A 17,092-nucleotide genomic window follows, 5' to 3' on the forward strand; every position below is an offset into this window, starting at 1 on the left:
TTTCGCGACACAAGGCCGCTCCCACAAAAAGAGCAGACCCCATGCGGCCTTACTGCCCGGCTTCGCTCAGGATCAGCTTGCCATTCTTGTCCAGCGGAATGGTCGAACCAGGCTCGTGATCCATCTTCACCTGCCCCACCTTGTCGCCAATGGTGTACTTCACGTTGTAGCCCACCACTTTCTCACTGATGTCGTTGACCGTATTGCAACGGGTTTGCGTGGTGGTGTAGGTGTCACGCTCCTGCATGCCTTCCTGCACCTTGTTACCGGCATAACCACCACCGACCGCACCGGCCACGGTGGCGATCTTCTTGCCGCTACCACCACCAATCTGGTTACCCAGCAGGCCACCGGCAATGGCGCCCACCACGGTACCTGCGATCTGGTGTTGGTCCTTGACCGGCGCCTGCCGCGTCACGGCGACGTCCTTGCAGACCTCACGGGGGGTTTTTACCTGTTGTTTGATCGGTTGCACGTCGGTGACCTGCGCATACTCAGGCCCCTTGTTGACCAAGCTGTAGGTCGCGACAGCACCTCCGGCAGTCACACCGACAGCACCCAGTACCGCACCCACAAGCATTGATTTGTTCACATGAACCTCCTGATCATAACCCGCGGGTCCGACCCGCCTTCTCCCAGCCTTGGAGTAAAAAAAAAGGCGCGAGTTCAACACTCGCGCCTTTTCGGCCGCCAAACGGCGTGGAGCACGCCTTACGGACGGTCGTCCACACCGTCGGTCTTGGCCGGCGGGATCAGGTCTTCACTGCTCAGGTTCAGCCAGATCAGTACCACGTTGGCGATATAGATCGACGAATAGGTACCGGCCATGACGCCGATGAACAGGGCCAGCGAGAAGCCGAACAGGTTGTCGCCACCGAAGAACAGCAGCGCGGCAATGGCCAGCAAGGTCGAAACCGAGGTGGCGATGGTCCGCAGCAGGGTCTGGGTGGTGGAAACGTTGATGTTCTCGATCAGCGAGGCCTTGCGCATGACGCGGAAGTTCTCGCGCACCCGGTCGAACACGACGATGGTGTCGTTCAGCGAGTAGCCGATGATCGCCAGTACCGCCGCCAGCACCGTCAGGTCGAAGGTGATCTGGAAGAACGACAGGATACCCAGGGTCACCACCACGTCGTGGATCAGCGAGACGATCGCGCCCACGGCGAACTTCCACTGGAAGCGGAAGGCCAGGTAGATAAGGATGCCGCCCAGTGCCAGGAGCATGCCCATGCCACCCTGGTCGCGCAGCTCCTCACCCACCTGCGGGCCTACGAACTCGACACGCTTGACCTTGGCCGGGTTGTCGCCACCGGCCTTCTGCAGGGCTTCAGCAACCTTGTTGCCCAGCTGTGGGTCATCACCCGGCATGCGCACCAGCAGGTCGGTGGTGGCGCCGAAGCTCTGCACCACCGCCTCGTGGAAGCCGGAATTGACCAGCTCGGCACGCACCGCCTTGAGGTCGGCCGGGCGCTCGTAGGTCAGCTCGATCAGCGTACCGCCGGTGAAGTCCAGGCCGAAGTTCAGGCCCTTCTGCCACCAGCTGAACAGCGCCAGCACGGTGAGGAGCACGGTAATGGCGAACGCGACATTGCGCACGCCCATGAAGTTGATGGTTTTCATCGCAGCTCCCTCAAACCCACAGCTTCTTGATGTCACGCCCGCCGCAGGTCAGGTTGACCATTGCACGGGTCACCATGACGGCGGTGAACATCGAGGTGAAAATCCCGAGGGACATGGTGACCGCAAAGCCCTTGACCGGGCCGGTACCCATGGCGAACAGGATGCCGCCGACCAGCAGGCTGGTCAGGTTGGCGTCGATGATCGCGGTGTAGGCGCGGTTGAAGCCTTCATGAATGGCGCGCTGCACCGACATGCCGGCGTTCAGCTCTTCGCGGATACGCGAGAAGATCAGCACGTTGGCGTCCACCGCCATACCCATGGTCAACACGATACCGGCAATGCCCGGCAGGGTCAGGGTGGCGCCCAGCAGCGACATCAGCGCCAGCAGCAGGACCATGTTGCCCGCCAAGGCAATGGTGGCGATCACACCGAAGGCGCGATAGATGGCGATGATGAACAGCGAGACGAACAGCATGCCCCACAGCGATGCATCGATACCCTTGGTGATGTTGTCGGCACCCAGGCTTGGGCCGATGGTACGTTCTTCAGCGAAGTACATCGGCGCAGCCAGGCCACCGGCACGCAGCAGCAGGGCCAGTTCGGACGATTCGCCCTGGCCGTTCAGGCCGGTGATGCGGAACTGGCTGCCCAGCGGCGACTGGATGGTCGCCAGGCTGATGATCTTCTTCTCTTCCTGGAAGCTCTGTACGGCAACGTCCTTCTCGACGCCGTCGACGGTCTGCTTGACGTAGCGGGTGACCGGCTTCTGCTCGATGAAGATCACCGCCATGCTGCGGCCGACGTTGCTGCGGGTAGCGCGGGTCATCAGCTCGCCACCGTGGCCATCCAGGCGGATGTTCACCTGCGGGCGACCTTGTTCGTCGAAGCTGGCCTGAGCGTCGGTTACCTGGTCACCGGTGATGATCAGGCCGCGCTCGACCGCGGCGGAACGGCCGCCCTCACGGAACTCGAACACCTCGGTAGTGGCCTTGGAAGCGCCCGGCTCGGCACCGAAGCGGAACTCCAGGTTGGCGGTTTTACCCAGGATACGCTTGGCTTCGGCAGTGTCCTGCACGCCTGGCAGCTCGACCACGATGCGGTTGGCGCCCTGGCGCTGTACCAGCGGCTCGGCCACACCCAGCTCGTTGACCCGGTTGCGGACGGTGGTGAGGTTCTGCTTGATCGAGTATTCGCGGATCTCGGCGACTTTCGCCTGGGTCAGCGCCAGACGCAGCACGGCGAGCTCGTTGCGCTCGGTGGTGGTCAGGTCGAAGTCATTGAAATTCTTCCGGATCAGGGCACGAGCCTGTTCGCGGGTAGCATCGTCAGCGAAGCCCAGCATGATGCCGCCATCCTGCTGAGGCAGGCTGCGGTAGCGGACGCGCTCTTTGCGCAGCAAGGTCTTGACCTCGCCTTCGTAGACTTTCATGCGGGCGTTCATGGCCTTGTCCATGTCCACTTCCAGCAGGAAGTGCACACCACCGGACAGGTCCAGGCCCAGCTTCATCGGGCTTGCGCCCAGGTTGCGCAGCCATTGCGGGGTAGTCTGGGCCAGGTTCAGGGCCACGACGTAATCATCGCCCAGTGCCTTGCGCACTACATCCTTGGCTGGCAGCTGGTCTTCCTGATTGGTCAGGCGGATCAGCCCGCTGCCTTTCTCACCCAGGCTAGCGCCCTTGACGGCGATCTTGGCATCGCCCAGCGCCTTGCTGACGCGGTCGAGGTCGGCCTGGTTCACCTGCAGCGCCGAGCTGGCACCACTGATCTGTACCGCCGGATCATCCGGGTAGAGGTTGGGAGCGGAATAAATGAAACCGACCACCAGTACCAGCACGATCAGTGCATATTTCCACAGAGGATATTTGTTCAGCATCACGCCGCCCGTTCAAGACGCGGGGCGCGTTGCGCGCCCCGACTGGAAAGAAAAACCGGTAACTCAGATAGCCTTGAGCGTACCTTTTGGCAGGGTGGCCGCGATGGCACCCTTCTGGAACTTCAGCTCGACGTTGTCGGAAACTTCCAGTACCACGAAATCATCGGAAACCTTGACGATCTTGCCGGCGATGCCGCCGTTGGTGACAACTTCGTCACCCTTCTGCAAGTTGCTCAGCAGGTTCTTCTGCTCTTTTGCACGCTTGGCCTGCGGGCGCCAGATCATCAGGTAGAAGATGACCAGGAAACCGACCAGGAAAATCCACTCGAAGCCGGTACCGGCTGGGCCGGCGGCGGGTGCTGCGGCGTCCGCGTATGCGGCGGGGATCAAGAAGCTCATTGGGCACTCCTAATGTAATTTTCTAATAATGGATGCGGACAGTCAGTCCAAAGGCGGCACAGGAAGCCCGCGCTTGGCGTAGAAGGCGTCGACAAAGGCGGCCAATTTACCCTGTTGAATAGCCTCGCGTAAACCGGCCATCAAGCGCTGGTAATGGCGCAAGTTGTGGATGGTATTCAGCATGCTGCTCAGCATTTCGCCGCACTTGTCCAGGTGATGGAGATAGGCGCGGGAGAAGTTGGTGCAGGTGTAGCAGTCACAGGTCGGATCCAGCGGCGAATCATCGTGGCGATGGAACGCATTGCGGATCTTGATCACCCCTGTATCGACGAACAGATGACCGTTGCGCGCGTTACGCGTCGGCATCACGCAGTCGAACATGTCGACGCCGCGGCGCACACCCTCAACGAGATCTTCCGGTTTGCCTACCCCCATAAGGTAACGAGGTTTGTCAGCAGGCATCTGGCCCGGCAGGTAATCCAGCACCTTGATCATTTCGTGCTTGGGCTCGCCCACCGACAGGCCACCGATGGCCAGGCCGTCGAAACCGATGTTTTCCAGGCCTTCCAGCGAGCGCATGCGCAGGTCCTGGTACATGCCGCCCTGGACGATACCGAACAGCGCCGCGGTGTTGTCGGCGTGGGCGTTCTTCGAGCGCTGGGCCCAGCGCAGCGACAGTTCCATGGACGCGCGCGCCACATCGTGTTCGGCCGGGTACGGGGTGCACTCATCGAAGATCATCACCACGTCCGAGCCCAGGTCACGCTGCACCTGCATCGACTCTTCCGGGCCCATGAACACCTTGGCGCCATCGACCGGCGAGGCGAAGGTCACGCCCTCTTCCTTGATCTTGCGCATGGCGCCCAGGCTGAACACCTGGAAGCCACCGGAGTCGGTGAGGATCGGGCCTTTCCACTGCATGAAGTCGTGCAGGCCGTTGTGCTTCTTGATCACCTCGGTGCCCGGGCGCAGCCACAGGTGGAAGGTGTTGCCCAGGATCATCTCGGCGCCGATGGCCTCGATATCGCGCGGCAGCATGCCCTTGACCGTGCCATAGGTGCCCACCGGCATGAACGCCGGGGTTTCCACGGTGCCGCGTGGGAAGGTGATGCGGCCACGACGGGCCTTGCCGTCGGTGGCCAGCAGTTCGAAGGACATTCGACAGGTGCGACTCATGCTTGATCCTCGGGCCCGCGTGGCGCCGGATTGCGGGTGATGAACATGGCATCACCGTAACTGAAGAAGCGGTACCCCTGCTCGACCGCCGCCGCGTAGGCGGCCATGGTCTCGGGGTAGCCGGCGAAGGCCGAGACCAGCATCAGCAGCGTGGACTCCGGCAGGTGGAAATTGGTGACCAGCGCGTCGACCACATGGAACGGCCGGCCCGGGTAGATGAAGATGTCGGTGTCGCCGCTGAAGGCCTTGAGCACGCCATCGCGCGCCGCGCTCTCCAGCGAACGCACGCTGGTGGTGCCGACCGCGACCACCCGGCCGCCACGGGCGCGGCAGGCCTCGATGGCATCGACCACATCCTGGCCCACTTCGAGCCACTCTTTATGCATGTGGTGGTCTTCGATCTTGTCGACCCGCACCGGCTGGAAGGTGCCCGCGCCCACGTGCAAGGTGACGAAAGCCCGCTCGACGCCCTTGGCGGCGATCTTTTCCAGCAGCGCCTCGTCGAAGTGCAGGCCTGCGGTGGGCGCGGCGACCGCACCGGCACGTTCGGCGTACACGGTCTGGTAGCGCTCACGGTCGGCGCCCTCGTCCGGGCGGTCGATGTAGGGCGGCAGCGGCATGTGGCCGACGCGGTCGAGCAGCGGCAGCACTTCTTCGGTGAAGCGCAGCTCGAACAGCGTGTCATGGCGCGCGACCATTTCGGCCTCGCCGCCGCCATCGATGAGAATGACCGCGCCTACCTTGGGCGCCTTGCTGGCGCGCACATGGGCGAGCACCCGATGGCTGTCGAGCACGCGCTCGACCAGCACTTCCAGCTTGCCGCCGGAAGCTTTCTGGCCGAACAACCGCGCCGGGATCACCCGGGTGTTGTTGAACACCATCAGGTCTCCGGGGCGCAGATACTCGAGCAGATCGGGGAATTGCCGGTGCGCCAGCGCGCCGCTCGGCCCATCGAGGACCAGCAGACGGCTGCCATGGCGCTCGGCCAATGGGTGGCGGGCGATCAGGGAATCGGGGAGTTCGAAGGAAAAATCGGCGACGCGCATGATGATGTTCGGTTCGGCAGGGCCGGGAAGTTTAGCCCAATGTGTGAAAATTGACCATGAAAGCCGATTGACCGACCAGCGGTGGCTCTCTATACTGCGCGCCACAAGCCCTGATGGCGGAATTGGTAGACGCGGCGGATTCAAAATCCGTTTTCGAAAGGAGTGGGAGTTCGAGTCTCCCTCGGGGCACCAAGATCCGGAAAAAACCGACCTTATGGTCGGTTTTTTGTGCCTGGTGTTTTTGTCGCCCCTGCGCTGTGTTTGAAACAGTCTCTTGTGAGGAGCAACTACCTTGCACAAGCTCCAAAAGCTTGCACCATCCTTGTAGGAGCGGGTTTACCCGCGAAGAGGCCAGTTCAACCAGCGCAAAAGGACCTGCCATGCACCTGACCCACCGCCCCGTCCAGCCCAGCGACATCCCCGTCATCTGCACCTTCCCGCAGAGCCCGGACGAGCTGTTCTACATGTTTCCCAAAGCCACCCATCCCCTCACACCCGCCCAGTTGACCGACGCCATCGCCCAGCGCAGCGGCTCCACGGTGGTGGAAGGCAACGGCGCCATCATGGCCTTCGCCAACTTCTACAAGGCCGAACACGGCGGCGTGTGCGCCCTGGGCAACGTGGTCGTGGCCCCCAGCGCCCGTGGCCATGGCGTGGCGCGCTACCTGGTAACTGCCATGATCGGACTCGCTCGCCAGCAATACGCCGCCCGGGAGGTCTGGGTGTCGTGCTTTAATCACAACACGGCGGGCTTGCTGCTTTATCCACAGCTGGGCTTCGTGCCGTTCGGCATCGAGGAACGGCAGGCGTGGGATGGCACGAGGGTGGCATTGGTGCAGATGAAACAGCTGATGTAACGTAAGCGCTCCATGAACCCCACATTCAAAGCGCTTACCTGATCCCCGATGCTGTGCTCCCGATTTCTTTCTGGAGTTCGCCGACCATGATGCGACCCGACGCCAAAGTCGAAAAAGTGTACCTCTACCCCAAGCCCGTCGACTTCCGAAAGTCCATCGATGGCCTGGCTGCGCTGGTCGAACTCGATATCAAAGTAGCGGTGTTCGACCCGGTGCTTTTCGTCTTCCTCAACAAGCCGCGCAACCGCGTGAAGATCTTGTACTGGGAACGCAACGGCTTCTGCCTCTGGCTCAAACGTCTGGACACCGAACGGTTCAAAACCTCACCCGATCCGACTAACGTGGCCATCGTACTGACCGTTCAGGAACTGAACTGGCTACTCGACGGCTTCGACCTCTGGCGCAACCGCCCGCATCAGGTTTTGACGCCTCGATACGTCGCCTGATTCGGTATAATCCGCGGCATGATTTCCAGCCCGAAGACCTCCCTGACGATCCTGTTCTGCTCAAGCAACTGCTTGAGCAGATGATCAACGAGCGCGCGTCCGACAAGGGCAAGATCGTTCATCTCGAAGAGGAAGTTGCGCTGTTGCGGCAGCGCCTGTTCGGGCGCAAGACCGAGCAGACCGGCGATGCGGCGACGCCACAGTTGCCGCTCTTCGACGAAGCGGAAAGCCTGGCAGAACCCTTGGATGAGGCCGGCGACGAAGAAGTCGTTGCACCGACCAAGCGCCGTGGTAAACGCAAACCACTGCCGGCTGATTTGCCGCGTATCGAGGTTGTTCACGAACTGCCCGAGCATGAGCTGACGTGTGCTTGCAACTGCCGCAAACATGCCATTGGTGAAGAGGTCAGCGAACAGCTTGAAATCGTCCCGATGCAGATTCGCGTCATCAAACAGTTCGCAAGGTGTATGGCTGCCGCGACTGCGAGTCAGCGCCCGTAACGGCGGACAAGCCTGCCTAGGTGATCGAGAAGAGCATGGCTAGCCCGAGTGTGCTGGCCATGCTGCTCACCACTAAATACGTAGACGGCCTACCGCTTCATCACTTCGAAAAAGTGTTGGGGCGCCACGGTATCGATATCCCGCGCCAAACCCTGGCACGCTGGGCGATTCAATGCAGCGAGCACTTTCAGCCGCTGCTGAATCTGATGCGCGAAAGCCTGTTAGACAGTCGAATCATCCACTGTGATGAAACCCGTGTGCAGGTGTTGAAAGAGCTTGGCCGTGAGCCCAGCAGCCAATCCTGGATGTGGGTACAAACCGGCGGCCCACCTGATCGCCCGGTAATCCTTTTCGACTACGCCACTAGCCGAGCGCAGGAGGTGCCGACGCGCCTGCTGGATCGCTATCGCGGCTATGTCATGACCGACGACTACGCCGGTTACAACGCGCTGGCTGCACAGAACGGCGTGGAGCGGTTGGGCTGCTGGGCGCATGCGCGCCGCAAGTTCGTCGAAGCACAGAAAGTGCAGCCCAAGGGTAAAACCGGGCGCGCAGACATCGCCCTGAGTTTGATCAACAAGCTGTATGGCATTGAGCGCGACCTTAAGGACGGCAGCGATGAAGATCGTAAGGCTGCCCGCATGGAGCGCAGCCTGCCATTGCTGGCTCAGCTGAAAAGCTGGGTAGAGAAAACGCAACCTCAGGTCACGACGCAATGCCTTGGGCAAGGCCATCGGCTACTTGGCCAGCAACTGGAGCAAGTTGGAACGCTACGTCGAACAAGGCTGCTTACCGATCGACAATAACGCCGCCGAGCGCGCGATCCGCCCGTTTGTCATCGGCAGAAAGAACTGGTTGTTCAGTGACACGCCCAGAGGTGCGACGGCCAGTGCGCAACTTTACAGCCTGGTCGAGACGGCCAAAGCCAACGGCCAAGAGCCCTATGCGTGGCTGCGCCACCCACTGGAACGCCTGCCGCAGGCGTCCTCTGTGGAAGACTACGAAGCGCTGCTGCCGTGGAATTGCACGCCTAAAATACATAGTTAAGTGCTCCCCCATCGTGGGTCAGATGGGGCCTACGAAGCGCTTGAAGGACAAGAGCGGGGTAACGACCATGGAATACGACGAAAAACTGATTGAAGACGCAGTGCTTGCCTTGTTGGCAGCCTATAGCTCCGACAAAGGTAACGCGTGGAAAGGATTTGACTTCGAGATCATGAATCGACTGCATGAACGGGGTTTCATCAGTGATCCAGTTAATAGAAACAAATCCATCTGGTTGACGGCGGAGGGGCTGGAGCGAGGCCGACAACTAGCTGACCAGTTGTTCGGGTTAAAGACTCAAGCGGGGCAGGTGCCCGACTCGAATACCTGATTTCCCCGTCCATCATGTAACGGGTGGGGTTTATGGATCGCTTACGACTTAGCTAACGCAGAGGGGCGCGGCCTGCGCTTCGCCGTCTTCAAGAACGGCAAGAATATTGGCGACAGTGAACTGGACCTCGGCGGTGCCAGAGAGCTCTGGTTTGTCCCAGTGGTACATGGCAGCAAGCGTGGCGGGCTACTGCAGACCGTGATAGGTGCCGCGCTGATCGTTGCGGCTTCATTCGCCTCAGGCGGCCTTGCTGCCGGCCTTATGGGCGCCGGCATTGCCAACGTGGCGGGCGGGGTTTTTCAGATGCTAAGCCCCCAGGCCGCAGGGCTGTCGCAAAGCGGTGCGCCTGAGAATCTGCCGAGCTACGCCTTTGGGAGTGCCAAGAACACCACAGCCAGCGGTCTACCGGTACCGATCTGCATCGGTGAGCGGCGCTGGGGCGGGGCCATCATCTCTGCATCGATTGAGGCGCAGGACAAGGCTTGATGTGAGCCTGAGTCACTTGTAAATACCCGTATCTGGGGTATTTGGGGTGTCCTCAATTTTGAGGACACCCTAATTCAGTCCATCAGCGGCTTTTAGAACCTTAAATAGTTCTGATACACGTATGAAGCTATTCTGTCCTTCTGCGCTTCCTGCGGCGCCTTTCGCCGCAATACCAACAACCCTCTGTCGAGCATTTATGACCGGTCCACCACTATTTCCGGGATAGAGCAATTTATCTACCTCTGAGTGCATGATTTCAGGATCGTAAAGAGGGTATTTGTTTGAGACTTGAGCTTGCAGAACTCCAACCTTGGCCCCATTCTTCACGTTAGGGAAGCCAAGTATAACTACCCGATCCCCGATATTAGGCTCCTCGTCGGATTCAAGATGGAAATATTCATTCTCGCTGCAGTCTTCGATCTTTAGTAAGGCGATATCTGCATTGCGATCCCGATGCAGGACAGTTGCATTATATCGCTGCGCGTCGTCATCTACGTGATATATTTCGCATTCATCGACTAATACGCCCTTTTCCTCAAGGACGTGCGCGCATGTTACAAGCAGTCCCCCCTCAATCATGAAGCCCGAGCCTTGCGAGATAATACAATCACCAGGAACGTCTATTGCGACTTCGACCACCCAGCACTTGGCTCTAACAAATCTATTGACGGCGATACTTGCTTCTCGCTCAGATGTCGAAAGACTAGGAGGGGGAACTTTAAATTTAAGGGGGAGAACATTGAATCTGTTTGCAAGGCGAGCGTAAACCGGAGAGTTCTTTCCGAGTATCTGATGCATGAAAAGAAGCCGCCCTTGAACGTGCGCAGCCACAGGCGTGGTGGAGTCAGGGTGCTTCGCCTTGCGCCTTTCGTTCGCAACCGTCTCCCCGTCCTTTTCAAGAGAGTGGATCATAGCGGCTGTAGAACGAACATATCTTCTGTCAATATTCGCCTTGCAGTTTGAGACAAGCCCTGTGACTAACTGTTTCTCTGTTCTAGATAATAAGCGTACTTTTCGCTCATTTTCCTCGAAGCCAAAACGCAATATTGCTTCTCGCAATTTGTCGCCGATTGTTGCTTTGTAGTGATTTAATTCACCCTGCCTCTCGGATGTGACTACTATCTCTGGCGGGAGAGAGCGAAGGGGGCAGTAAAAAGAAAACGATATGTCATCCGCATATCTAGAGTAGGTAGCATTATGCCTAACGGCAAGTGTGTATAGTTCGCGATCCAGACTGGCGCAGAACATATTTGACAGAATTGGTGATGTTGGGGCGCCTTGCGGCAAGGAGCCTCTAAACGTGCATAGATGCGCAATTACAGAGGCAGTCTCCGGCATCAAGGAATATGGCTTAGCGATGAGTAAGCCACGAATTCGATGAAACTTAATAGAGGGAAAGAAATCCTTTAAATCTATATTAAATAAATACCGACTGCGTTTGTGCAGGTTGGCATTGTCAGCTATGCCTGAGTTTTTTACAAACCCTGTTACGCCTTTGCGAGGTTTGTAAAGCAATTGAAGTCTTTTAGCCAGGCGCAGCTGAAGGGTTTTTAGCCAGTTCTCAGGAGCTAGAATGACTCGCTTTTCGCCATTCTTTTTGGGAATGGTGAATTGACGATAGTTGCTACCCATGTCGCGCGAGTAGTAGAAATGTTTAATCTTGCTGTAGCTGGTGCCCAGCATGCGGGCCAGCTCATCTGGAGTAGTGGTCGGGCCGAGCGTACCCAGTAAAAAAGTGCCTCCATCCATATTTCACCCTATTCATTCAGAGTATCGTTCAGAGTTCATCATCGCGATCTTGCTTACAGCATTTTCGAGGAGGGTCGCGTTTGAACAACCCAATTTAATACCTGGATGGAGGCAACACGAGGATATGCCACGGGACGGGTGATGGCAATACGTCATGACTCTGAAAGAGACTGCTTGTGATGGCCTGGCCACGAATGATGCCAATTGACACCATTCGAGACGCCCTTGGTTTCTGAGGGATGCGAGAGGGGGAAAAAACGGGGAACGAACGGGAAAAATAGGAAGGCAGAAACGAAAAAGGCTCGCAGGATTGCTGCAAGCCTTTGATTTTTTTGGTGGGCCCACACGGACTCGAACCGTGGACCAAAGGATTATGAGATCGCCGGTGATAAGTCACCCTTTTGGGCTCGTGATCTCGGACTGGGGGCGCCGGCAAAGACCTATGTCGAGCGGGCACGCCTCCAGGAAGAGATCGCACCACTACGGTGGCCAAACATATCGAGGCGATCCCCCGACACATGCAGGACCAAACCTCGAAGCAGGTACGATCGATAATGGTCCGAGCGGCAAAACGGCATGAGCCTGGCGACAAGCCGTACGTAGGGACTCATGGGGCTCAAGGAGTTGGAATATGCCCCCCTCCGGTGTAAAGAAGCGCGATGCGCACAGGTTAGGGGGACATCCTTTTTGATCCAAGGTGGGCTGCGGCAGAATAATCCCACAGGGAGTTGCCATATCCTGCGAGGATCCTTAAGATGATCCCTACAGGACCAACTATATCCTAATGCACACACCACCACTCACCCTAGGAATCGCATCCATGCTACCTCCCTCCCCCACCCAACGCACCTCTTGCTTCTCAACATTACTCGCCCTCATCCTCAAGGACATTCGGCTCGAACGGAATGTTCATCAGGCACACATTGCTCAGGCAATTGGAAAAACGCCAAGTGCATGGGGAAAAATTGAGTCCGCTCAGTCTCCATTGCAGATGGACAGCTTTTTTGGCGCATGCTACGCCCTGGCTATGCACCCCTCACAAGTAATGCAGGTGGCTGAGCGTCTAGTCCCCATCTTCAACCGCTACAACTGGTATTTCCAGTCTGCGCATCTCGGCGACGAAGATGAACTCGTGCCATTGCTACAGCAGTACTACGCTAGCTCAGGCTATGAGTCGTTGAAAAACCGTCCACTGCAGCGCATCAGCATTCTGTCCTTTAGCAGCTATTTCAGCTCTCCTGAGCCGACTGTCGTTAGCTATTGCTGCATTCCGCAGGCGAAGGAATGGATTGACAATGGTGCACTCCCTACCCCCCCTCCGCTGGCAGGCCAACCGCTGTCGGCTTTGAATCTGGTAACGACAGCGGTAGCTGGGAAACACAATTAAGTGGTGCCCACCGCCGCTGAGGGAGTGACGTATCGAGATCGGAAGGAGTCCTCAGATTTGAGGACTCCCCTTGCTGCTGATCGATGTTTATTGCCACCAGCCATGTCGACCCCGTTGCGTTCAGGATGGCATCTTGATATTAGAACCGCTCGGCTACGCTACGCTAGCGTAGCCAGCATCGACAAAGGAAAAGTCTGCAATGCCAAGGTTTCTGTTCCCTGATCCAGAACGTCGCTCTCGAAAGCAACCGACCGTGCTATGCCCTGCTGAGCGGGTTCTGGCCCTATACAACCAAGATCATGAGGGCCAAGAGGCCCAGCGGATCTCGAAGAAAGTTCGGGAGTGGTTTTTCGACCAAGCTCATGAAGCAGGCTGGGACGGTCTACATTTCATCCCTGAGGTCCAATCGCGTCATGGCGCCGGCTGCGTCATGTGGGTGACGTTCGAGGCAGGCCATCGAGTTCTGGTAACCAATCAGATCCTAGTACTCGAAGACTCAGACGCAGATGCCGACGAGTAATGTGAGTAGATTTGTGAGTATGAGATTCTGACACTTAGCTTAAGTCCAGTAAAAAAAGGCCTTAAACAGACGTATTCGAGTCTCCCTCGGCACCAAGATCCGGAAAAAACCGACCTTATGGTCGGTTTTTTTTCGCCTGCGATCTGGGCTGCGCTGTCGCACAGGGAACAATGTTCGAGAGCGTGTCACATTCCCTTGTGGAAGCGGGCGAGCCCGCGAAACGCCCAACGCAGTGTATGGCACCGGCTCCGCCGGTGTTCGCGGGCACGCCCGCTCCCACGGTGTCCCTGCTAACTCAATTAGTTATGTCCGGGCTGACATTGATGCGCTTTCCGGGCATATCTGCAATCAGCGCCAGCGATCCAGCTGCCCTTGGGCACGGCTGCTGAAAATCGTCAGCAGCTCGCTCAATGTATGCGGTGACGGTTCGGCAGTGCGGGTCACCGCATACAAGGTAATCGGCAGCGCCGGGGTCAGCGGCCTGATCGCGGTCGCCCCAGGCGCCGCGCCAAGTGCGGTGAAGGGATCGATCACCGCCAGCCCAGCACCGGATTCGACCATCGCCCTGGCCAGTGAATAGGTTTGCACCGCGATGCTCACCCGTGGCGGCGGCTCCACCGCCTTGAGGTAGCTTTCGAGGCGCACCGACAGCGGGTCGGCGCTGGACAGCCCGATCATGGGCGCACCGGCCAGTGCCGCCAACGGCAGCGGCTTGCCTTCATCTTCCAGCGGCCAATAACCTGCCGGTGCCAATGCCACCAAAACTCCGCTGGCCAGCGCCTGAGCCTTGAGCGCAGGGTGATCTGGCTGTTGCAAGGTCAGGGCGACATCGATCTCCCGCATCAACAGGTTCTGCACCAGTTCGCGACTGTGGGCGCTGGACAACTCGCAGGCGATATCCGGATAACGCTGGGTCCATTCATGAATGGCCGGCGGCAGCAGCGACAGGGCCAGTGCCGGGGTCGCACCGATCCGCAGGCTGTGGCCTGGCGCGCGACGCAGGCTTTGCGCAAGGCGTCGCACCCCTTGCAGGCTCTCCGTGACCTTGTCGACCTCACGCTCCAGCTCCAGCGCTTCGGGCGTGGGCTGCAGCTTGCCGCGCACCCGCAGGAACAACGGGAAGCCCAGTTGCTGCTCGGCGTGCTGTAGCACCTTGGTCACGGCAGGTTGGGAAACGTGCAGCAACTGTGCGGCACCGCTGACCGAGCCGGTCTGGCGGATGGCCTGGAAAATCTCGATATGGCGAAGGCGCATGGCAAGTCCATAACCTTTGTTTATGGCTCAGCGATCTTTATTCATTTTTCGCCACGTGTCACCTGGCCCTAACCTCAGCCTCGTTCCAACCACGACCAAGGACTGACATGGCTCAGCATGTATGCATCATCGGCGGTGGCGTCATTGGCCTGTCAACCGCTTACGCACTGGTACGCGACGGCTTTGATGTGACGCTGATCGAGGCTCGCGATTCGTTGGGCAGTGAAACCAGCTTCGCCAACGGCGGCCAGCTGTCCTACCGCTACGTGGCGCCCCTGGCCGACGCAGGTGTGCCATTGCAGGCCCTTGGCTGGATGCTGCGCGGTGAATCGCCGCTGCGATTGCGCCCGCGCTTCGATCGTGCGCAGTGGCGCTGGATGGCAGCATTCCTGGGTGCTTGCCGCTCCTCGGTCAACCGCGCCAACGCCGGCCATCTGCTGCGCCTCGCACTGCTGAGCCAGTCGACCTTGCAAGCCTGGCGTGAGGAGGACGGCCTGGGTGGTTTCAACTGGCGACGCAACGGCAAGCTGGTCACCTTCCGCAAGGTCAGCAGCTTCGAGCATGCGCGCAAGAACCTTGCCGCACCCCAGCAACAACAGGTGCTGTCGCACGCCGACTGTGCCCGTCTGGACCCAGCGCTGGCGGAGGCGCCCTTTGTCGGTGCCATCTATACCCCGGATGAAGAAGTCGGCGATTGCCACAGCTTTTGCCAGCAACTGGCGGCGCGCTTGCAGGCGTCGGGACGCTGCAAGTTCCGCCTGGGCCAGGCGGTGTCCGGAATTCGCCATGCGCATGGCGTAGTGAATGCGATTGAACTGGACGACGAAGTGCTGCCGGTGGAGCACCTGGTGGTTGCGGCCGGCCATCGCAGTGCGTTGCTGGCACTGCCGGGCATCGACCTGCCGCTGTATCCGCTGAAGGGTTATAGCCTGACAGTACCGATTGGCGCCCAGCACCGGGCGCCGGACCTGAGCATCACCGACTACGACCGCAAGATCGTCTACGCCCGGATCGGTGAACAGTTGCGTGTGGCGGCGATGGTCGACATTGTCGGTTTCGATCCGTCGCTGGACCCCAAGCGCCTGGCCTTGCTCAAGCGCCAGGCCCGCGAGACTTTCGCCAACGCCGGTAATTATGACTACGCCATCGAATGGGCCGGTATGCGTCCGGCCACGCCTAGCGGCGTGCCGCTGCTGGGCGCAACGGCGTATCGCAACCTGTGGCTGAACCTCGGCCATGGTGCGCTGGGCTTTACCCTGGCCTGCGCCAGCGCACGTCTGCTGAGTGAACTGATCGGCCAGCGCCGCCCCTCCATCGACCTGCAGGGTTTCACCGCCCGTGCGGCTGATGGAAATAACCGTACTGCAGCATGTCTCTGATCCCCTCACCTACAACGGAGAATAACAATGCGAAAAATCACGTTGATCGGCTGCACCCTTGGCCTGTTGCTAGGCACCCAGGCCCATGCTGACGAAGCAGCGCTTGGGCCTACCCTGAGCAAGATTGCCAGAGCCAACAGCATTACCCTGGGATATCGCGATGCTTCGGTACCGTTCTCTTATGTGGGCGACCATTCGGGGCAACCCATGGGCTACTCGGTAGACCTGGCGAACAAGATCGTCGAGCGGGTACAGCAGAAGCTGGCATTGCCCCAGCTCAAGGTGAAATACAACCTGGTGACATCGCAAACCCGCATTCCGCTGGTGCAGAACGGTACCGTTGACCTGGAGTGCGGCTCGACCGGCGTCACCGCAGAGCGCCAGAAACAGGTGGCGTTTTCCTATGGGTTCATCTATGTCAAAGGCCAGTTGCTGACGGCCAAAGACAGCGGGATCAAGAGTTTCGCCGACCTGCGCGGCAAGAACGTGGTAACCACCGCCGGCACCACCAACGAACGCTATCTGAAAAGCTACAACGTCGATAACAAGATGGACATGTACGTGATCAGCGCCAAGGACCATGGTGAGGCCTTCCAGATGTTGCAGTCCGGTCGGGCGGCGGCGTTCTACATGGACGATGCGCTGCTTTACGGCGAACGCGCCAAGGCCCGCGACCCGCACAATTGGGTGGTGGTCGGGGAAGAGCAGTCACGGGAAATCTACAGCTGCATGGTGCGCAAGGATGACCCACAGTTTCTCGCGCTGGTGAACGCGGCGCTGGGCGAGCTGTACAGTTCCGGGGAAATCAACGGGATCTACCAGCGCTGGTTCGAACAACCGATTCCGCCCAAAGGCTTGAATCTGGAATTCCCGATGACCAGCGAACTCAAGGCCATCTTTGCCAAGCCGGTAAGTGACCCGGTGGAGTAGCATCCAGACGACCAGCCCCTCTGGCTCACGGCCTCGCCAAGTACTGGAGGCAATGGCCTCGGCCGCTCCGACCGCGCCCCGTTGCCAGCGCAGGA

Annotated in this window: 14 protein-coding genes, 1 tRNA gene and 2 pseudogenes; 9 read left to right on the top strand and 8 right to left on the bottom strand. The window is 59.1% G+C overall.

Annotated features, from left to right (window positions below):
- Positions 1-49: 49 nt before the first annotated feature.
- The 6 genes from CAG00_RS18485 to queA all read right to left on the bottom strand — a co-directional run bounded on the left by CAG00_RS18485 (position 50) and on the right by queA (position 6,114).
- Positions 50-592, bottom strand: coding sequence for a glycine zipper 2TM domain-containing protein (locus CAG00_RS18485; protein ID WP_013971012.1), 543 nt, complete (start codon positions 590-592; stop codon positions 50-52).
- 119 nt (positions 593-711) lie between these two features.
- A complete protein-coding gene (secF, locus tag CAG00_RS18490; RefSeq protein WP_025337768.1) occupies positions 712-1,620 on the bottom strand; it encodes a protein translocase subunit SecF in 909 nt (302 codons plus the stop codon).
- Positions 1,621-1,630: 10 nt separating this feature from the next.
- Positions 1,631-3,493: a protein translocase subunit SecD gene (gene secD / locus CAG00_RS18495; RefSeq protein WP_025337767.1), complete on the bottom strand. Its 1,863-nt coding sequence runs from the start codon at positions 3,491-3,493 to the stop codon at positions 1,631-1,633.
- 63 nt (positions 3,494-3,556) lie between these two features.
- Entirely contained in the window at positions 3,557-3,892 is a 336-nt protein-coding gene (gene yajC / locus CAG00_RS18500) for a preprotein translocase subunit YajC (protein WP_003259111.1), read from the bottom strand.
- 42 nt (positions 3,893-3,934) lie between these two features.
- Positions 3,935-5,050 carry a tRNA guanosine(34) transglycosylase Tgt gene (gene tgt / locus CAG00_RS18505; protein WP_013971009.1) on the bottom strand — a complete coding sequence of 372 codons (1,116 nt, stop codon included), beginning with the start codon at positions 5,048-5,050 and terminating at the stop codon, positions 3,935-3,937.
- 14 nt (positions 5,051-5,064) lie between these two features.
- Positions 5,065-6,114, bottom strand: a complete 1,050-nt coding sequence (gene queA, locus CAG00_RS18510) for a tRNA preQ1(34) S-adenosylmethionine ribosyltransferase-isomerase QueA (RefSeq protein ID WP_085665013.1) — start codon at positions 6,112-6,114, stop codon at positions 5,065-5,067.
- 107 nt (positions 6,115-6,221) lie between these two features.
- On the opposite strand from queA, the gene CAG00_RS18515 reads away from it, so the two are divergent.
- From CAG00_RS18515 to CAG00_RS18540, 6 genes and pseudogenes are all read left to right on the top strand, one after another.
- Positions 6,222-6,306 (top strand) — tRNA-Leu (locus tag CAG00_RS18515).
- Positions 6,307-6,494: 188 nt separating this feature from the next.
- Entirely contained in the window at positions 6,495-6,971 is a 477-nt protein-coding gene (locus tag CAG00_RS18520; RefSeq protein ID WP_085665014.1) for a GNAT family N-acetyltransferase, read from the top strand.
- Between the two features lie 86 nt (positions 6,972-7,057).
- Entirely contained in the window at positions 7,058-7,417 is a 360-nt protein-coding gene (gene tnpB / locus CAG00_RS18525) for an IS66 family insertion sequence element accessory protein TnpB (protein WP_256579041.1), read from the top strand.
- 80 nt (positions 7,418-7,497) lie between these two features.
- A pseudogene (locus tag CAG00_RS18530) lies at positions 7,498-8,964 on the top strand (IS66 family transposase).
- 67 nt (positions 8,965-9,031) lie between these two features.
- Positions 9,032-9,292: a DUF6429 family protein gene (locus CAG00_RS18535; RefSeq protein ID WP_085665094.1), complete on the top strand. Its 261-nt coding sequence runs from the start codon at positions 9,032-9,034 to the stop codon at positions 9,290-9,292.
- A 69-nt stretch (positions 9,293-9,361) separates the two neighbouring features.
- Positions 9,362-9,778 (top strand): annotated as a pseudogene (locus tag CAG00_RS18540) (tail assembly protein); the annotation flags it as partial.
- A 69-nt stretch (positions 9,779-9,847) separates the two neighbouring features.
- Here CAG00_RS18540 and CAG00_RS18545 read toward each other — a convergent pair.
- Positions 9,848-11,527 carry a trypsin-like peptidase domain-containing protein gene (locus CAG00_RS18545; RefSeq protein WP_085665015.1) on the bottom strand — a complete coding sequence of 560 codons (1,680 nt, stop codon included), beginning with the start codon at positions 11,525-11,527 and terminating at the stop codon, positions 9,848-9,850.
- A gap of 820 nt (positions 11,528-12,347) precedes the next feature.
- Here CAG00_RS18545 and CAG00_RS18550 point away from each other — a divergent pair.
- The gene (locus CAG00_RS18550) at positions 12,348-12,914 is read left to right on the top strand and encodes a helix-turn-helix transcriptional regulator (RefSeq protein ID WP_139832803.1); all 567 of its coding nucleotides are present in this window, start codon (positions 12,348-12,350) and stop codon (positions 12,912-12,914) included.
- Positions 12,915-13,782: 868 nt separating this feature from the next.
- Here the strand turns inward: CAG00_RS18550 and CAG00_RS18560 are convergent.
- Positions 13,783-14,688: a LysR family transcriptional regulator gene (locus CAG00_RS18560; protein WP_085665018.1), complete on the bottom strand. Its 906-nt coding sequence runs from the start codon at positions 14,686-14,688 to the stop codon at positions 13,783-13,785.
- Positions 14,689-14,795: 107 nt separating this feature from the next.
- Between CAG00_RS18560 and CAG00_RS18565 the strand changes: the two genes are divergently transcribed.
- Positions 14,796-16,067, top strand: a complete 1,272-nt coding sequence (locus CAG00_RS18565; protein ID WP_085665019.1) for a D-amino acid dehydrogenase — start codon at positions 14,796-14,798, stop codon at positions 16,065-16,067.
- Between the two features lie 27 nt (positions 16,068-16,094).
- Positions 16,095-16,997, top strand: coding sequence for a transporter substrate-binding domain-containing protein (locus CAG00_RS18570; protein WP_015269007.1), 903 nt, complete (start codon positions 16,095-16,097; stop codon positions 16,995-16,997).
- The last annotated feature ends 95 nt before the right edge of the window (positions 16,998-17,092 follow it).

It is taken from the genome of Pseudomonas sp. B5(2017), assembly GCF_002112825.1.
Lineage (GTDB): Bacteria > Pseudomonadota > Gammaproteobacteria > Pseudomonadales > Pseudomonadaceae > Aquipseudomonas > Aquipseudomonas putida_Z.